The organism is Streptomyces sp. NPDC059895 (genome assembly GCF_042731035.1).
Lineage (GTDB): Bacteria > Actinomycetota > Actinomycetes > Streptomycetales > Streptomycetaceae > Streptomyces.
The window spans coordinates 11,856-29,078 of the sequence record NZ_JBHWKO010000052.1 but is presented as its reverse complement, the minus strand read 5'-3'; the positions used below and the strand labels follow the sequence as shown (position 1 = coordinate 29,078).

Here is a 17,223-nt window from a genome sequence, read left to right as displayed (position 1 = left end):
CCGGTCACCCGGCCCTGTCGGGGCGCACGCCGGAAAACAAAAGAGGTGGAGGCGGCGCCCGGCGCCGCCTCCACCTCCCGTCCGATACCTGCTCAGCCGCCCATCAGCATCCGGAACCGCGACGCGTTCCCGTGGTCCGTGTCCGAGTAGCCGATGACCGACTCGTCCAGGAGCCTCGCGATGGCGTTGAGCTTCTCGCACATCTGGGCCATCTGGTCGTTGCTGGAGCTCTGGATCGTGCCGTAGGCGCTCCGCGCCTCGCCCTCCCAGGTCTCGGCGACCGCCTTGACCCTGGTCATCAGCGTCTCCAGGCCCTCGGTCAGATCGGTGGCCGTCTTGCGGACGTCGACCGCGGCCTGGGTGACGGTGTCGTAATTTACTGCTGTGCGTCCGGCATCGCTCATGGTCAGGTTCTCCTCAGTGGCGTGGGACTGCGGCTCAGGCGATCTCGGTGATGCGGCTCTTGACCTCGTACGAGTTGTCGACCTTGCGGATCTCCGAGATGCGTTCCTGCTCCTGGGCGCTGAAGCCCTTGACGCTCATGCGCATGACCTCTTCGAGGTCGACAAGGTTGTCCTGAAGCTTCTTCAGGTTCTGGTTCACACCGCGCTGGACGGTGTCGAACTCCTTGCTGGCCGCGCCCTTCCAGCCCGCTTGGATCATGTCCACGACCCTGTTGAGGGACGTCACACGCTCACTGACGTTGGTGTGGAAGTCACGGATCTTGTTGGCGAGGTCCGTGAGTTCCGCATCGCTGTAATTGACGCTCATGGGTTTCCTGCCCTCCTCCTGATGCGACGGTGGCTCGTCGCCACCGTGCCGGGTCGCCGTGGATGGGTATCCAGGCCGTCCTGGCGGGCAAGATGCTGCGACTGCCGCGCGGTGCGCGGTTGCAGCGTCGCACCGCCCCCGTGTGTATCACTCATGTGATACCACCGGACACTCTAGTCACTTGCCGTGGTGCTTCCAACTGCAAAGTCCCGGACAGCAGTTCCTGCTTGCCGGACTGGCTTCTTCACAGTGGATTCACGCCGAGAGACCCTTCCCGCGTCGGCGGCGCAGGTCCCGTGCCGCGATGGCCGTGCCGGCGATGACGGCCATCAGCGTCACGGTGATGCCCAGGGCGTAGGTGGCGTACCGCTCGTCGCGCTCCTGGGACGTTTCCGCCAGGGAGAACGGGGCGACGTCGGGGGCGGCCGCCCTGGTCGGGCCCGGGTCGGGAGTCGGAGAGGACGCGGGATCGGCCACGTCGGACTCCTGGACGGCGCGCACCGGGTCCACCACGCCCCAGCCGACGAAGTTGTCGTGGCCGTTGACCACGCGCTCTGCCGTCTGTTCGATCTGGGTGACGATCTGGGCCGGGGTCCAGTCGGGGTGCTTCTCCTTGAGGAGGGCCGCGACCCCGGCGACGAAGGGCGCGGAGAAGCTGGTTCCGTTGTCCGTGCACTGGCCTCCGCCGGGGACCGTCGAGACGATGTCCACGCCGGGCGCGGCGACGCCCACGAAGGTGCCCGACTGCGAGAAGGAGGCGCGTTCGTTGTTGCGGTCGGAGGAGGCCACGGCGAGCACACCGGGGAAGGCCGCCGGGTAGGTGTTCTTGACCTCGCCGTCCAGGCCGTCGTTGCCCGCCGAGGCGACGATCACGACCCTCGCGGCGATCGCCTTGCGTACCGCTTCGGCAAGGGCGGAGGTGGCCGACAGGGGCTTGGTGGTGTCCTGGGAGACGTTGATGACATCGGCGCCCTGGTCGACGGCGTAGGTGATGGCCTGGGCCATGGTGTCGGAGTCGCCGCTGTTGTCGGCGTCGTTCTGCCGGATGGGGATGATGGTCGCGTTCGGGGCGAGCCCGACGAAGCCGGTGTCGTCGGCGGGCCGTGCCGCGATGATGCCCGCGACCTTGGTGCCGTGGCCGACCTCGTCGTTCGTGGGGTCGGCGCCGCTGCCCTCGGTGAGGTAGTCACGGCCGGCCTCCTTGTCGACCGCCGAGGCGAGCTGGGGGTTCTTGTCGTCGACGCCCGTGTCGATGACCGCCACCCGGACGCCCTTGCCCTTCTGGGTGCCCTGCCAGAGCTCGTCCAGCAGGACACGCTGCAACGACCAGGGACGGCCCTTGATCGGGTCGGCGGGGAAGGTGCACTCGCCACTGCCGTCCAGCCGTACGGCGTGGCGCGCTCCCCCGGGGGAGGCGCTCGGGCAGGCGCCCAGCGTGGTCAGCACCGCGGCCGCGGCCAGCAGGGCCGTCTTCGAAGGCGACACCGGTACGTCGCTCCTGTCCTTTTGTCCGTGAGTTTCGAAGATCCGCCGGGGGTGCGTCCGCGGATCTGCGGGTCCGGGGGCCCGTGTCACGAACCCTGGGGCTGCCGGGCGCTGTTGGTGTCCAGGCGGGGCCCCTTCGCCAGGAACTCCGACCAGACCAGGGGCACCTTGGCCGGACTGACGTTCTCGTAGCCGAGCTTGACCTGCGCCTCGCTGGGCTCGGGTGTGCCGTCGGACGTCTTCTTGCCGTCGGCCCCGATGTTCGACTTGTCGCTGTCGCTGTCCCCGTTCGCCTGCACGGCATAGCGCAGCCCCGTGTCGGTCACGAGGAACAGGGATCCGGCGTCGGACTCGGTGCCCTGCGACTGCGTGTAGAGCAGGCCGGTTCCCGGTGTGACATAGGTGCTGGTGCCGTCGGCCGTGATCTCGGCGGGGTACGCGGTGCCCGCCCAGGTGCTGAGCGTCGTCGTGTTGCCGTCGTCCACGTCCCGCAGGACGCTGCACACGGTGTCGCGTCCGGAGCCGGTGGCGGAGTTGACCTGGCGGGCACGCTGCGAGGGCCAGTCGGCGGCCTGGCCGGAGAAGGACCCGGTGTCGGCGGTGAAGTCCTGAAGGCCCACGGTACGGGCCTCGCCGTTCATGTTCAGCGCGGCCGTCTGCGGCGAGTTGATCAGCAGCCAGGCGGTGAACTCGGTGATCGGCTGGACCGCCCCCGGCACCACCACGAAGTACTTCGTGCCCTCGCCGGTCTCGGACTTGAGGACCATGCCGACCTTGTTCTCGTCCGCCGAGAGGTTCCCCGGCACACCGGCGGCCTGGCCGACGGTGGCGGGAAGCCGGGGGAAGCTGATCGGCGCGCCCTGGTGGAGGGTGGCGAGCCACTCCTTAGTGACCAGTTGCGGCTTGCGGGAGCCCACGAGCGCGGTGGTCAGCGCGTCGGACTCGCTGCCCGTGACGGCGTACGACGTGCCCTTCGCGTCGACCAGGTACCGCTCGCCGGTGCGGGTCTTCACGTACAGCACGTCGCCGCCGGAGAGCCGCTGGGAGCCGTCGGTCCTGTCGGCGTCCCGCTGCGCGAGGACGAAGGTCGCCTGCTGAACGGTGTCGCCCTTGCCTCCGGGTTGCTCACAGACGGCCCAGCGCTTGGCCTTCCCGGCCTCGTCGGCGGAGGGCAGCCGGTCCGGTGCGTAGGGGATGCCGAGGATCGGGCCGCGCGGCAGTTCGCCGGAGTCCAGGATCGAGTCGCTGACCTGGATCACCTGGTAGTCGGCGTCCTTCATCAGCAGACGGGCCGACGCCAGGTTCAGGACCGGATGCAGCCGGGCGACCTTGTCCGTCTTGAGGACGACGTACCGCGTCGTCGACTGCTTGCCGACGATCACGCGGGTGCCGGGCTCGTCCCAGCCGCTGGGGGCGGTGGGCTGAAGCATGCCCCAGGCCCCGAAGACCGCCAGGGTGAGCGCCCCGGCGATCATGCCGGGCACGACGGCACGCAGCGGTCGGGGCGCCCCCTCCTCCGACCCCCACGGTGAGGGCTGGAGAAAGGCCGCGAGGGTGCGACGCTTCGCGAACGTGTAGGCGTTGAGTTCGTCCCGCCGTGATGCCATGAGTGCCTGTTTCTCCCCGTAGCACACCCGGCGGGCCGAGTCCCCCGCCGCCCGATGTCAGACCGGCCCCCTACTATGCCTGGTATCCGCGAGGACTTGTGGAGCGGGTAGGGTGCCCGGGCCTCAAGAGGCCTGTGGATGCCGGGATTCCAGCAAGTTGTGAGCAAAACGGGGGGATGGCGTGATGGCTTCCGCGACGCGGGCCCGATCGCGTGGCCGGGTGCAGGGGCGGGACTCCTCGGCGCCCGCCCGGGGACCTGAGCCGGGGCAGCCGGCTCCGGGCGAGCGGACGCGGGACGGCGGCGCGCTCCACCTGAGAACCCGCCGGGGACGGGGCGGTTCGTTCCGGCTGCAACGTCTCGTCCTGCTCGAACTCGCCGGCGCTGTCCTCCTGGTCGGCTGGGTGATCGACCCGATCGCGCTGATTCCGTCGGCCGTGCTCGCCGTCCTGCTGGTGGCTCTCGCGTTCGTCCGCCGACGGGGCCGTACGCTGCCCGAGTGGCTGGCGACGGCCCGGGCACTGCGCGCACGGCAGCGGCGGGCCGCGCGGCTGGTCCTGCCGGAAGACACCGAGCCGGGACTGGTGCCGGCCGTGGAGTGCGACCCGAGTCTGCGGACGTACGCGTACGGCCCCCGGGACCGCAAGCAGGTCGGGATCATCGGCGACGGGACCTTCGTGACCGCCGTGCTCCAGGTGGAGGCCGACGCCACCGCGCTGCGGGCCGAGCGCGACCGGCAACCGCTGCCGCTCGCGCTGGTGCGGGACGCCCTGGAGGTGGACGGCATCCGGCTGGAGTCGGCGCAGATCGTGCTGCACACGCAGCCCGCGCCCGCGCTCCACCTGCCGAAACAGTCCGTCGCCGTCGCCAACTACGCGCCTCTTCAGGAGCAGACGGGTGCTCCGGCGGTGCGCATCACCTGGATCGCCCTGAAACTCGACGCGGAGCTGTGCCCGGAGGCCGTGGAGGCGCGCGGTGGCGGGCTGATCGGCGCGCAGAAGTGCGTCGTACGGGTCGCCGACCACCTCGCGAGCCGGCTGACCGGCGCCGGGTTCCTGGCGAACGTGCTCGACGAGGAGGAACTGGTCACCGCCATCACCACCTCGTCCTGCGCCAACCCGCTGGTGACGGCGGAGGCCGGGCGCTCCGGCACGCGGGAGCGCCGTACCGAGGAGTCGGGCCGGAGTTGGCGCTGCGACAACCGCAGGCACACCGTGTACTGGATCCGCAGATGGCCCCAACTGGGCGGCCGGAGGGCGCCGTCGCTCCCGCAGTTCCTCGCGCTGGTCACCGCGACCCCGGCGCTCGCCACCACCTTCAGCCTGACGCTCGCGCGCGCGGAGCGCAACGAGATCTCGCTCAACGGCCATCTGCGGGTCACCGGGCGCAGCGCGGACGAACTGACCGCAGCGCGCCGCGCGTTGGAGGGCGCCGCCCGGCACGCCGGTGCCGGGCTGGACCGCCTCGACCGTGAGCAGCTGCCCGGCGTGCTCGCCACACTGCCCCTCGGAGGTGCACGGTGACGTCCATGACGCCCCGGACGGCCACTGGGCCCGGCGCGCAGGGCGCCCCGGACGGTGTGCGGACCACGACGTCCCCCCGGGCGCGCGGTCCGCTGTCCAGCGGCTTCGGCCTGCTCGGCCCGCGCAACGGACGGCATGTGCTGGCCGCCGACGCCGTCGACGCACTCGCGCTGCCCATCGGGGACGACGGGGTCGTCATCGGTGTCGACGCCGAGGGGCGGCCCGCCGTGCTGGGGCTCAACCGGCCCACGCCGTACGACGTCGTCCTCATCGGAGGTCTGTGGACCGCGCAGGTCCTCGCGCTGAGAGCTGCGGCGACCGGGGCCCGGGTGGCTGTCGAGACGGGGCGGCCGCAGGCCTGGGCGCAGATGGTGCACGCCATGGGGGGCGGGCAGAACGGCCTCGCGGTGTACGAGGTCGGCCGGGTTCCTCCGCAGGGCGCCTCCGCGGGGACGCCCGTACTGGTGGTGCGGGACTGCGGTATGCGCCCGCCGCGCGGACGGGTGGCGTCCGGGCCCTGGCAGGCGGTGCTGACGCTGCTGCCGTACCTCAGCCCGGTGGCGCCGCGGCTCATCCGGCAGGCCCGGCTCGTCGGTGTGCAGCGGATCTCGCCGGACGAAGCCGCCGAACTGGGCCGCGCCCTGACGCTGCCCCGGGAGAACGTGGAGGCGCTGCCCACCCTCGTCGACGGTTTCACCCTGTGGTGCACCGACCGCGACCGGCAGTACGTGATGACGCAGCCGACGGACGCGGAGACCGGGCTGCTGGGCAGGCCTCGGCGGATGGACTGAGGCGGGCGGGGAGGCGGGGAGGGCGGGGGCACCGGGCGATGGTCGGCTGGCGACGGGGGCAGGGGCGGGGGCGGGGGCGGGGGCACCGCGCGGTGGTCGGCGGGCGGTGGTTCTCCGCTCGGCCCGTCGTGCGGGGGCAGGTGGCTTGCGTGGGGCCGTGGTGGACGTGATGGACTGGTACCGAGGGACGGGCGGGCCTGCCGAGACGGGGCACCTGATGATTAGGCTGGTGCGGGGCGCGACATCGGAAGCCGTGGGGTGGGTGTCGGCGACCCGGGGAGGGCCTGTGCGTCGGACGACCTGCCTCGGACAACTCGGACGGCCTCGAACCACTTCGGACGACAAGCAACTCGGTCGCCCCGGCACGGCATGAGGGTGCTCGACCACACCAGGAGGAACTGTGAGCAGCGATCGGGACGGGATGCGCGGGGGCTGGGCCACACCCGGCGATGACCAGCCCGACGCGGAGTCCTCCATCGAGATGACGGGCGAGTTCACCATCGACTACGCGCCGCCGGCTTGGTACACGCAGAACGCCGGAGGGTCGGGATCGGGTTCCGACAGCGGTTCCGACACCGGTTCGGGGGACGGTTCGGGAGACGCTTCGGGGGATGGATCGGAAGCGGGGCCCGGCTGGGGTACGGCTCCGGGGCGGCCGGGGGTCGGTCCGGCGGCAGCTCCGGGTGCTCCGGGTGCTCCGGGTGCTCCGGGTGCTCCGGGTGCTCCGGGTGCTCCGGGTGCTCCGGGTGCTCCGGGGAGTGAATTCCCGGTCGGTGGTCCGGTTCCTGGGCTGGCTCCGCCTGTTCAGGCGAACATGGCGCCCGGAGCGCCGTTCGCGCCTCCTCCTCCGGCTGGGCCGGGGGCGCCGTTCCCGCCGCCCGCGGCTCCGGTTCCGGGGGCGCCTTTCGCCCCGCCCGCGCCCCCTGCTCCTCCCGCGCCTCCTGCGCACCCCGCGCCTCCCGTGGGGCACGGCGCCGTGCCGAGGCTGCCGGAGGGCAGCGGATTCGAACCGCAGCCTCAGCCCCACCCGCAGCCTCAGCCCCACCCGCAGCCTCAGACTCAGACTCAGCCGCCAGTGCAGCCGGTGCCGAGCGCGGGCTTCCCCAGCCAGGGCGAGGCCACGGGTGCGTCGGCGGCCGAGGAGGACGGCACCTCCACCGGAGACCTGGAGAGCGGTGCCACCATGCGCTTCTCGCCGGTCGCGCTCAGGCGTCAGATCGCGGAGCAGGCGGCGGCACAGCCGGCGCCGGACACGGCGGAGGACAATGCCGCCAAGGCTTCTGACGCTTCCGAGGCTTCCGGCTCTTCCGACGCTTCCGATGAGGGGGCTCCTCCGTTCGGCGCCTACGAGACCTCGGCGGACGCTGCCACGGCGGCCGCAGACGGTACGGCCGTCGATGCCTCCGCGGATGGCGAGGAGCGCACGGACACGGAAGCGGAGAGCTCCGTCTCTGCCGACGAGGGCGACTCGTCGAGTGAGCCTGCGGTGACCACGGAGACCGAGGCGGAGACCGAGGCGGAGACCGAGAGCGAGCCCGAAGACGCCGACGGCTCGGACCCCGAGGTGTCCGCCGCCGGGCCGCAGGAGCCCGCTACGGCAGAGCCGGGCTCCGAGGACGCCGTGCCGTCCGGGGAGGCGGAGGAAGCGGAGGACGCGCAGCCTCAGGCCGCCGTACCGCCGGCACCACCTGCCTGGACCGTTCCGCAGGCCCCGCGGAGCGAAGTGCCGCCGCTGCCGCCGTCGTACCAGCCTGCGGCGCCCGCCCCTGCGGCCCAGTGGCCGGCCCAGCAGGACCCGCAGGCGCAGCCCCAGCCACAGTCCCAGCCCCAGCAGACGAAGCCCGTCGCGGCCGCGGCGGCCCCGCAGCCGCCCACGCCGCCCGCCTGGAACCCGTCCGCTCCCGCGTCCGCCCCGCAGCCCGGATACGGCTTCCCGCAGCCCCCGGCCCCGGCCCCGGCACCCACCGCTCAGCAGCCGCCGGCCCCACACCCGGCGCCCGCTCCCGACCCCCAGCCGGGCTACGGCTTCCCCCAACCGCCCGCTCCCAACACACAGCCCGGCTACGGCTTCCCCCAACCCCCCACCCCCAACACACAGCCCGGCTACGGCTTCCCCCAACCCCCCGCCGGCCCCGTGCCCACGCCCCCGGCCGTGCCCGGCGGTTACGGCTTCCCGCAGCCCCCGGCCGCCCAGGTGCCCCCGGCACCCCAGCCGCACGCCGGGATCCCGCACCAGGCCGACGGGCAGACCGCCCCCACCGGCGCGCCCTACGGAACCCCTCCGGGCGCACCCCAGAGCTTCGCCGGTCAGCCTCAGCAGGCAGCCGCGGCACCCCACGCCCCGTACCCCCACGAGGCGGCCGGGACGCCTCAGCCCCCGCACGCTCCCCAGCCGCCACAGGCCTCCCAGCAGCCGCAGCCGCAGGCACAGGCGCCTCAGGACCCGCACGTCCCGCAGCCCCCGATGGACCCCCGTACCGGAGCCGCCTGGCCGCAGCCGATCCAGCACGACCAGCGGCAGCCGGTCAACCCGGGTGCCGCCCCGCTGGGTTACACGGCGGCCGTGGAGCTGTCCTCCGACCGGCTGCTCAACAACAAGAGGCAGAAGGCGAAGAGCAGCCGCCCGGCGGCCGGCGGTGGCCGGTTCAAGCTGGGCGGCAAGAAGGAGGAGGCCGAGCGGCAGCGGAAGTTGGAGCTCATCCGCACGCCCGTGCTGTCGTGCTACCGCATCGCCGTCATCAGCCTCAAGGGCGGTGTCGGCAAGACGACGACGACCACCGCGCTCGGTTCCACGCTGGCCACCGAGCGGCAGGACAAGATCCTCGCGATCGACGCCAATCCCGACGCGGGCACCCTCGGCCGCCGTGTGCGGCGGGAGACCGGGGCCACCATCCGTGACCTGGTCCAGGCGATCCCTTACCTCAACTCGTACATGGACATCCGGCGGTTCACCTCTCAGGCCCCCTCCGGGCTGGAGATCATCGCCAACGACGTGGACCCGGCCGTCTCGACGACGTTCAACGACGAGGACTACCGGCGCGCGATCGACGTGCTCGGCAAGCAGTACCCGGTCATCCTGACCGACTCGGGTACGGGTCTGCTCTACAGCGCGATGCGCGGTGTGCTCGACCTCGCCGACCAGCTCATCATCATCTCGACCCCGTCGGTCGACGGCGCGAGCAGCGCCAGTACGACGCTGGACTGGCTGTCCGCGCACGGGTACGCCGAGCTCGTCTCGCGCTCCATCACGGTCATCTCGGGTGTCCGCGAGACCGGCAAGATGATCAAGGTGGAGGACATCGTCAGCCACTTCGAGACGCGGTGCCGGGGCGTCATCGTCGTGCCGTTCGACGAGCATCTCGCCGCCGGGGCGGAGGTCGACCTCGACATGATGCGGCCGAAGGTGCGGGAGGCGTACTTCAACCTCGCGGCGATGGTCGCGGAGGACTTCGTCCGACACCAGCAGATGCACGGGCTGTGGACCAGCGACGGCAACCCGCCGCCGGTCGCCGCCCCGCCCATGCCGGGCCAGCCCATGCCCGGTCAGCCCTACCCGCCCCAGGCGGAGCAGCCGTACCCGCCCCACGCGGAGCAGCCCTACCCGCCCCACGCGGAGCAGCCCTACCCGCCCCACGCGGAGCAGCCCTACCCGCCCCACGCGGAGCAGCCCTACCCGCAGCAGCCCGGCCAGCCGTACCCGCCGCAGCCGGGTCAGCCGTACCCGCCGCAGCCCTATCCGCAGGGGCAGCAGTATCCGCAGGGTCAGCCGTACCCGCAGCTGCCGCAGCAGGGCGGGCCGTATCCGCCGCAGCCCGGCCAGCCGTATCCGCAGCCCGGTCAGCCGCCCGCCGGATACCCGCAGCAGCCTCAGCAGCCACAGCACCCGCAGGGCGCCGAGGGGCAGGCCCCTCCCCCGCCCCCGCAGCGGTAGCCGTGAGCGAAGGGCGGCCGGTGTCCTGGGACACCGGCCGCCCTTTCGTGGTGGGCCGCGCGGTCACTCCGCCGCGGCGATCAGCTCCCGGCAGCGTTTGACGTCCTGCGCCATCTGCTCCAGCAGCGCCTCCAGCGTGTCGAACCTGGCCTGGCCGCGGACGAAGGCGAGGAAGTCGACGGCGACATGGAGGCCGTAGAGGTCGAGGCCGACGCGGTCGATGGCGTACGCCTCCACCGTGCGCTCGGTGCCGTCGAACTGCGGGTTGGTGCCGACGGAGATGGCGGCCGGCATCGCCTCGCCGTCCGCGTGCAGCCACCCGGCGTAGACGCCGTCGGCGGGGATCGCGGTGTGCGGGAGCGTCTCCACGTTGGCGGTGGGGAAGCCGAGTTCACGGCCGCGCTGGGCTCCACGCACGACCACGCCCTCGACGCGGTGCGGGCGGCCCAGGATCTCGGTGGCGCCCTCGACGTCGCCCTCGGCGACCAGGCGGCGGGTCAGGGTCGAGGAGAACGGCTCGCCGCCGCCCGCCTCGCCGGCCAGGCGCAGCTCGACCACCTCGATCTCGAAGTCGTAGATCTCGCCCTGCTCGGCCAGGAACTCCACGTTGCCGGCGGCCTTGTGGCCGAAGCGGAAGTTGGGGCCCTCGACGACCGTCCTGGCGTGCAGCTTGTCGACCAGGACCTTGACGACGAACTCGGCCGGGGACAGCTTCGAGAACTCGGTCGTGAAGGGCAGGATCAGGACCGCGTCCACGCCCAGCTCGGCCATCAGCTCGGCACGGCGGTGGTGCGGGGCGAGCAGCGGCGGGTGGCTGCCGGGGCGGACCACCTCGCTGGGGTGCGGGTCGAAGGTGACGACGACGGTGGGCACGCCCAGCTCGCGGGCGCGGTCCACGGCGTGCTGGATGATCAGTTGGTGGCCGCGGTGGACCCCGTCGTAGGAACCGATGGTGACGACGCTGCGCCCCCAGTCCTGGGGGATGTCCTCCAAGCCACGCCAGCGCTGCACTGTGACCGCTCCTCGAACCCGTGTCCGTGTTTACCGTTGACCGCGTTTTCCGTTGACCGCTTACGCAGCTCTAAGGGTGCCATGCCGGGTCTGGTCGGCCCGCATCGGCATGGGGCCTGTGATCCGGCCCACGTGCCCGCCCCGACGTTCCTCCCCCGTAGCCGCCCGCCGTTCCTCAGCCACGCCCCGCCCCCACCCGCGGCAGTCACACCGCGGCAGTCACACCGCGGCGGTCACACCGCGGCGGTCACACCGGAACCCGGGCACCCGCCAGGTTCTCGATCGTGCGCCGGGCACCGGGGCCGACCAGCGGCGCCCACTCCGCGGGGGCCTCGGCGAGCCAGCCCGCCACCTGCGCGGCGAAGCCGGGGACGTGGCGGCCCAGCTCGACCAGGCCGCGGTCGAAACGGGTCGCGCCGTCCGGGGTGCGGACGAGGAGGAGGCCGGTGCGGTGGACGAGGGCGCGCAGGGCGTCGCCGCGCCAGGCGGCGGCCGCGTGCAGGACGGCGTCCAGGACGGCGGGGTCGTGCTCGTGCGCGAGGAGGTGCTCCAGCAACTCACGGCGGAGGGGAATGGATTCCGGGGCCCCGCCGGGGGCTGCCAGGACGGTCGCCAGGGCGGCCCGCATCTGTTCGGGGCCGCTCTCCAGCAGCCCCGTGACCAGGGGGAACAGGACGGTGCGGGCGGTCGGCCCCTGGTCGAGGCGCCGGTCGACGGACGCGGCCACCTCGCCCGCGGTCTCCGGCCGGCGCTCCACGGCCTCCCGGACGAGGGCGACGACCCGGCCGGCCAGGGCGGGCGTGGCCGCGCCGGCGAGCGCGCCCAGCAGGCGGCCCGGGTCCGGGCCGCGCAGACGGGCGCGGACGGCGTCCAGGACCGGTTCGGGGTGGGTGTTCAGGGCGGTGAGCAGGGCGCTCGGCGGCAGCCACGGGTCGCCCGACGCGAACCGTTCCAGCGCCTGCGGCAGGTGCCGGGCGCGGGTCTGCGGGTCCCGTACGAGGAGGGCGACCGCGCCGCCGTGCAGGGTGCGGTCGGCGGGGCGGGCGAGCAGGGCGAGGGCCGCGTACCGGAGCAGCGCCCGGTCGGCGGTGGTGCGGACGTGGGGCGCGGCGCGCAGGGCGCAGGTCACCGCCGCGGCCCGCCGGGCCGGCCGCTCGTCGTGCGCCCAGCGGTCCACGGCCCGGCACAGCGCGGACGGTTCCTCCTCCGCGAGCACCGCGAGCAGTTCGTCGGCACGCGGGTGCGGGCAGTCCACCAGGGCCTCCGTGAGATCGTCCGGGGCCCGGTGCCGATGCGTGTGCAGCAGCGCCTGCGCGGCCGTCGCGACGGTGGCGTGCGGCGTCGCGGGCAGCGGCCGCTCGTCGTCGAACCAGAGGGTGAGCAGCGGCTGTACGGCGGTGGGGTCGGCGGTGAGCAGGCCGACGACGGCGTCGAGGTGGCGGGGCCGGTCCGCGGCGTGCGGGGCGTCGTCGGCGAGGACCAGCCGGCGCAGCAGGTCCAGCCGGGTCCGGTCCGGCAGGGGCAGGGCGGTCCAGAAGCCGGGGTCGAACCCGGCGGGGACGCCGGGCCGGCCGCGCCGGGCCGCGAGCCGGTCGGTCAGCAGCCGCAGGACGTCGGCGTACGGTGTGGCGTCCGGGACGCGCAGCAGGGTCTCGCTGAGCAGCCGGGCGGCCCACCACGCGTCCGGGTCGGCTTCGCAAGCGTCCGCCAACTCGCGGAGGTGGTGGGAGAGCCGGGGTGTGCCGTACTGGCGGGCGACGAGCAGCAGGGCCTGGACGACGGGGCCGATGCGGTGGTGCGGGACGGGCAGTGGGTGGGTGCCCTCCGAGGTGCGGTGGTGCGGGACGGGCAACGCGTGGGTGCCCTCCGGAGTGCGGTGGCGGTGGTCGTGGACCAGGGCGCGCAGGGCCTCGTCGAGGTCGAGGTGGGCGCCCTGGATCCAGTCGGCGAGTTCCTCGTGGGCGAAGCGGTAGCCGCTGCCCGCCGGTACCAGGAGTCCCTCGGCGAGGACCGCCGCCGCCCAGCCGGTGCCGCCGCCGAGCCGGGCCGGGGCGGGGCCCCACGGGAACACCGCCTCGAAGGAGGCCCGGTCCAGTTCCCCCTGTCCGGGGCCGAGGCATCGCCGGGCGGCCTCGTGGACCTGGCCGGACACCTTCGCCGCGAGCCGGCGTACGGCGGTGCCGCGCAGGCCGTTCTCCGCGGCCAGCCGGACCGCGACGCGCAGGCACATCAGGTCGAGGTGGGCGGCGAGGACGTCGTCGCGGCCCGGGGGTGCGCCGGGGGCGTCGGCGTCGGGCAGGGCGGCGCGCAGTTCCGCGCAGAGCCGGAGGGTGAGGGGGTGGCGGGCGTCCGAGGGGGCGAGGGCGGTGTCGGGGACGCCGTGGCGGGCGCGGGCCTCGCGGGCCTCCTCCGGGGTGAGGTCATCGAGCGGGACGCAGGGTGGGCACGCCCGGGTCGTACGGCCGTACAGCGTCTGCGGCGGGAAGTGCGCGCCGGCCTGCTCCCAGTACTCGGCCCGGCAGGCCACCGCGAGCCGTGCCCCCGTCTCCCGCAGCCACGCCGCAGTCCCGGCGGTCCACTCGCGCAGGCGGTGGGCCAGGACCGGGGGCATCTCCTCGGGGCCGTCGAGCAGGAGCAGCAGGGGGCGTCCGGCCGCGTGGGCGAGGCGTGCGACCCGCTCCGGTGTGAGGTCGCCGGGGTCCAGGCCGGGACGGGACGCGGCCACGATCCGGGCGGCGCGGTGCAGTGCGCGGCGGGCCGCGTCGGCGACCGAGCCGTCGTCGTCCTGGAGGTCGGCGCCGCGCAGCCACAGGGTGGGCGCCGGTTCCGTGCCCCGGCCGCGGCGGGCGGCGAGGGCCGCCAGTTCGGTCGTACGGCCGCTGCCCGGGGCGCCGACGAGACCGAGGACGGTCGCCGGGCTCCTGGTGAACGCGGCGAACTCCCGGACCGGCAGCGCGCGTTCGACCGGCGGGCCGGCGGGGTCGGCGGGCGGGCCGTCCGAGCCCACCGAGGTGGCGGTGAGTTCCAGGACGCCGGCCAGGTCGAGGTCGGCGCCGTAGGCGGGGACCGTCGCCGCGTTGCGGGCGAGGAGCGCGGCGAGCGGGCCGTCGGGCGGGGCCGGGCGCAGCGGCACGGCGAAGACCGCGTCGTGCCGGCCGGAGCGCAGGGCGGTGCCGAGGACGGCGACGACGGCCCCGGTCGCGGCGTCGAGCACCGGTCCGCCGGCGGCGCCCCCGCCGGGGCGCAGGGCGTCCCGGCCCGCCGTGCCGATCGCCAGTTCCAGGGCTGTTTCGAGGGAGTGGCACCGGTCGGTGGCCGCGTACGTCACGGGCGTCGCGGCGAGGACCCGCGCCTCGCGCCAGCAGCCGGCGGCCAGCCGGACGTGGGCGCCCGTCGCGACGCCGTCCCGGACGGTGACCGGCAGGGGGTCGGCCGCGAGGCCCTCGGTGCGGACGAGGGCCAGACCGAGCTCCGGCAGCGGGGTGACGGCGTCGGCGGTGACCACACCACCACGGCGACGGCCACACAGATCACGCCAGCCACACAGATCACCACAGCCACCCGTGCTGCCACCACAGCCACTCACGTCACCACAGCCACAGCCACAGCCACTCGTGTCACCAAAGCCACCCACGTCACCACAGCCACAGCCACTCATGTCACCACAGCCACTCACGTCACCAAAGCCACCCACGTCTCCGACGACGTGCACGACGAGACTGTGGAGACCGTCCACGGCCTCATGGCTGGTGACGACCGTGCCGTGGTGGTCGGCGACGAAGCCGGAACCGCGCGGCCGGCCGGCCGGATCGTGGAGAGCGACGAGGGAGGCGTCGAGCACCTGCGCGGCGGGGTACGGAGGACCGGCCGGACGCGTCGGGTGCCGGCGCGCGGCGGGGTGGGGGTGACGGCCGTCGTCGGTTCGCGGGTCCCTTTCCGCCATCGTCGTACCTCCCACCGCACGTGCGTGTCCGTTCGACGGTAGGCACCGGGTGATCGGCCGGGCGGACGGTGGGACGAACGCGCCCCCTGACACACCCCGGGTTCACTCCGAGCGCCTGCCCGGACGGGTGAATGAACGAGGGTCGTTCGACACAGCCTAGGGGTGGGGGAACCGAGGGGGGACCGTGGAGCGGCGGCGGAGCAGGACCCCGTGTCGCCGCTCCACGGGCGGAACCGGCGGTGCCTCAGCCGAGGACGGCCAGGCTCTTCGCCTTGCCCTTCTGCTCTTCGACCAGCGCCAGGAACCGTCCCTCGGGGTCGAAGACGGCCACCGGGCCGGAGCCGGCGTACTCGTCGGGCATCTCCAGCCGCACGCCGTTGGTGAGCAGCCGGGCCCGCCGCGCGTCCACGTCCCAGCGCGGGAACGCCGCCGCGGCGGCCTCCGCGATCGGCATCACCGTCAGCTCCTGCTGGAGCTGGTCCAGGGTGCGGGCCGCGTCCAGCTTGTACGGGCCGACGCGGGTGCGGCGCAGGGCGGTGAGGTGGCCGCCGACGCCGAGGCCGGCGCCCAGGTCGCGGGCGAGGGCGCGGATGTAGGTGCCGGAGGAGCAGACCACCGAGACGATCAGGTCCAGCACCGGGGTGCCGTCCGCGGCGACGGCGTCGCGGACGTCGTACACCGTGAAGGAGGAGATGGTGACGGGCCGGGCGGGGATCTCGAACTCCTCGCCCTCGCGGGCCCGCTTGTAGGAGCGCACCCCGTCGATCTTGATGGCGCTGACCTTGGACGGGACCTGCATGATGTCGCCGGTCAGCTTGGCGATGCCGGCGTCGACGGCGTCCCGGGTGACCCCGGAGGCGTCGGTGGAGGAGGTGATCTCCCCTTCGGCGTCGTCCGTCAGGGTGTTCTGGCCGAGCCGGATGGTCCCCAGGTACTCCTTCTCGGTGAGGGCGAGGTGTCCGAGGAGCTTGGTCGCCTTCTCCATGCCGAGGACGAGGACGCCCGTCGCCATCGGGTCGAGGGTGCCGGCGTGCCCGACACGGCGGGTCCTGGCGATGCCGCGCATCTTGGCCACGACGTCGTGCGAGGTGAAGCCCGACGGCTTGTCGACGATGACGAGGCCGTCGGGCGCGGTGTGCTTCCGGTTCATTCGGCGGTGTCGTCCGTCTCGTCGTCACCGGGCTTGCGGTACGGGTCGGCGCCGGCGGCGTACGCGGCGCCCGCGGACGCCTCGCGCACCTTCTCGTCGGCGGCGCGCGCCTTGTCGAGGAGGTCGTCGATGGTGCGGGCGTTGTCCGGCAGGGCGTCGGCGACGAAGGCCAGCGTCGGCGTGAACTTCACACCGGCCGCGCGGCCGACCTCCGAGCGCAGGATGCCCTTGGCGCTCTCCAGTCCGGCGGCGGCGGCCTTCCGCTCCTCGTCGTCCCCGTACACGGTGTAGAAGACGGTCGCCTCCCTGAGGTCACCCGTGACCCGGGTGTCCGTGATGGTGACGTGGGAACCGAGCCGCGGGTCCTTGATCCCTCGCTGCAGCTTCTGGGCCACCACCTCTCGGATGAGGTCCGCCAGCCTCTTGGCGCGCGCGTTGTCGGCCACTGGTCCGTCTCCCGTTCTTTCTTCTGCTTGTGTTCTCTGGTCTGGTCGGTCAGTCGTCTTCGCCGTGGAAGCGGCGTCTGACCGACAGCAGCTCCACTTCGGGGCGGCCGGCGACCAGCCGTTCGCACCGGTCCAGTACGTCGGTCAGGTGCTCCGCGTCGCCGGACACCATGGCCAGGCCGATGACCGCCCGGCGGTGCAGGTCCTGGTGGTCCACCTCGGCCGCGCTCACCGCGTACTTGCGCTGGAGCTCGGCGACGATGGGGCGGACGACGGAGCGCTTCTCCTTCAGCGACCGGACGTCGCCGAGGAGCAGGTCGAAGGACAGAGTCCCCACGTACATGTGTGTTGCCGGTTCACCCGCCGGTACGGGATCGATGGCCCCGCCAGCCGTGTGGGACAGGGCATCACGAACGGTACAACGATACCCGCGGTGGCTCGACGGGGTTTCCGGGTGCCCCCGGGAACGGCGGCGGGGGGCGCGGGGGCGGCGGGCCCCCGCCGGCCCGGCCGCCCGCCCGGGGGGGCTCCCCCCCCGCGGCGCGCCCCCCCCGCCGCGCCCCGGC

The 17,223-nt window shown here is 73.7% G+C and carries 12 protein-coding genes; 3 read left to right on the top strand and 9 right to left on the bottom strand.

Annotated elements, in window-relative coordinates:
• Window positions 1-92: 92 nt before the first annotated feature.
• The 4 genes from ACFV9M_RS36105 to eccB all read right to left on the bottom strand — a co-directional run bounded on the left by ACFV9M_RS36105 (window position 93) and on the right by eccB (window position 3,863).
• Complete coding sequence (locus tag ACFV9M_RS36105; RefSeq protein ID WP_385075107.1) at window positions 93-404, bottom strand: WXG100 family type VII secretion target; 312 nt, start codon at window positions 402-404, stop codon at window positions 93-95.
• 34 nt (window positions 405-438) lie between these two features.
• The gene (locus ACFV9M_RS36100) at window positions 439-771 is read right to left on the bottom strand and encodes a WXG100 family type VII secretion target (protein ID WP_385075110.1); all 333 of its coding nucleotides are present in this window, start codon (window positions 769-771) and stop codon (window positions 439-441) included.
• Between the two features lie 255 nt (window positions 772-1,026).
• Window positions 1,027-2,256 carry a type VII secretion-associated serine protease mycosin gene (mycP, locus tag ACFV9M_RS36095; RefSeq protein WP_385075113.1) on the bottom strand — a complete coding sequence of 410 codons (1,230 nt, stop codon included), beginning with the start codon at window positions 2,254-2,256 and terminating at the stop codon, window positions 1,027-1,029.
• An 86-nt stretch (window positions 2,257-2,342) separates the two neighbouring features.
• Window positions 2,343-3,863, bottom strand: coding sequence for a type VII secretion protein EccB (eccB, locus tag ACFV9M_RS36090; protein WP_385075115.1), 1,521 nt, complete (start codon window positions 3,861-3,863; stop codon window positions 2,343-2,345).
• A gap of 184 nt (window positions 3,864-4,047) precedes the next feature.
• Here eccB and eccE point away from each other — a divergent pair, with 184 nt between their 5' ends.
• The 3 genes from eccE to ACFV9M_RS36075 all read left to right on the top strand — a co-directional run bounded on the left by eccE (window position 4,048) and on the right by ACFV9M_RS36075 (window position 10,107).
• Window positions 4,048-5,385: a type VII secretion protein EccE gene (gene eccE, locus ACFV9M_RS36085; protein ID WP_385075117.1), complete on the top strand. Its 1,338-nt coding sequence runs from the start codon at window positions 4,048-4,050 to the stop codon at window positions 5,383-5,385.
• A 5-nt stretch (window positions 5,386-5,390) separates the two neighbouring features.
• Window positions 5,391-6,176 (top strand): hypothetical protein, encoded by a 786-nt coding sequence (locus tag ACFV9M_RS36080; RefSeq protein ID WP_385075120.1) that lies wholly within the window; start codon window positions 5,391-5,393, stop codon window positions 6,174-6,176.
• Window positions 6,177-6,576: 400 nt separating this feature from the next.
• Window positions 6,577-10,107, top strand: coding sequence for an SCO5717 family growth-regulating ATPase (locus tag ACFV9M_RS36075; protein WP_385075123.1), 3,531 nt, complete (start codon window positions 6,577-6,579; stop codon window positions 10,105-10,107).
• A gap of 63 nt (window positions 10,108-10,170) precedes the next feature.
• Here ACFV9M_RS36075 and ACFV9M_RS36070 read toward each other — a convergent pair whose 3' ends face one another.
• The 5 genes from ACFV9M_RS36070 to ACFV9M_RS36050 all read right to left on the bottom strand — a co-directional run bounded on the left by ACFV9M_RS36070 (window position 10,171) and on the right by ACFV9M_RS36050 (window position 17,000).
• Complete coding sequence (locus ACFV9M_RS36070; RefSeq protein ID WP_385075125.1) at window positions 10,171-11,118, bottom strand: bifunctional riboflavin kinase/FAD synthetase; 948 nt, start codon at window positions 11,116-11,118, stop codon at window positions 10,171-10,173.
• Between the two features lie 247 nt (window positions 11,119-11,365).
• Entirely contained in the window at window positions 11,366-15,061 is a 3,696-nt protein-coding gene (locus ACFV9M_RS36065; RefSeq protein WP_385075128.1) for a serine protease, read from the bottom strand.
• 244 nt (window positions 15,062-15,305) lie between these two features.
• Complete coding sequence (truB, locus tag ACFV9M_RS36060; protein WP_385075131.1) at window positions 15,306-16,211, bottom strand: tRNA pseudouridine(55) synthase TruB; 906 nt, start codon at window positions 16,209-16,211, stop codon at window positions 15,306-15,308.
• A complete protein-coding gene (gene rbfA / locus ACFV9M_RS36055; RefSeq protein WP_385075133.1) occupies window positions 16,208-16,657 on the bottom strand; it encodes a 30S ribosome-binding factor RbfA in 450 nt (149 codons plus the stop codon). The genes truB and rbfA overlap by 4 nt, the downstream gene beginning before the upstream one ends.
• 49 nt (window positions 16,658-16,706) lie before the next feature.
• Window positions 16,707-17,000 (bottom strand): DUF503 domain-containing protein, encoded by a 294-nt coding sequence (locus ACFV9M_RS36050; protein WP_385075136.1) that lies wholly within the window; start codon window positions 16,998-17,000, stop codon window positions 16,707-16,709.
• Window positions 17,001-17,223: the final 223 nt, after the last annotated feature.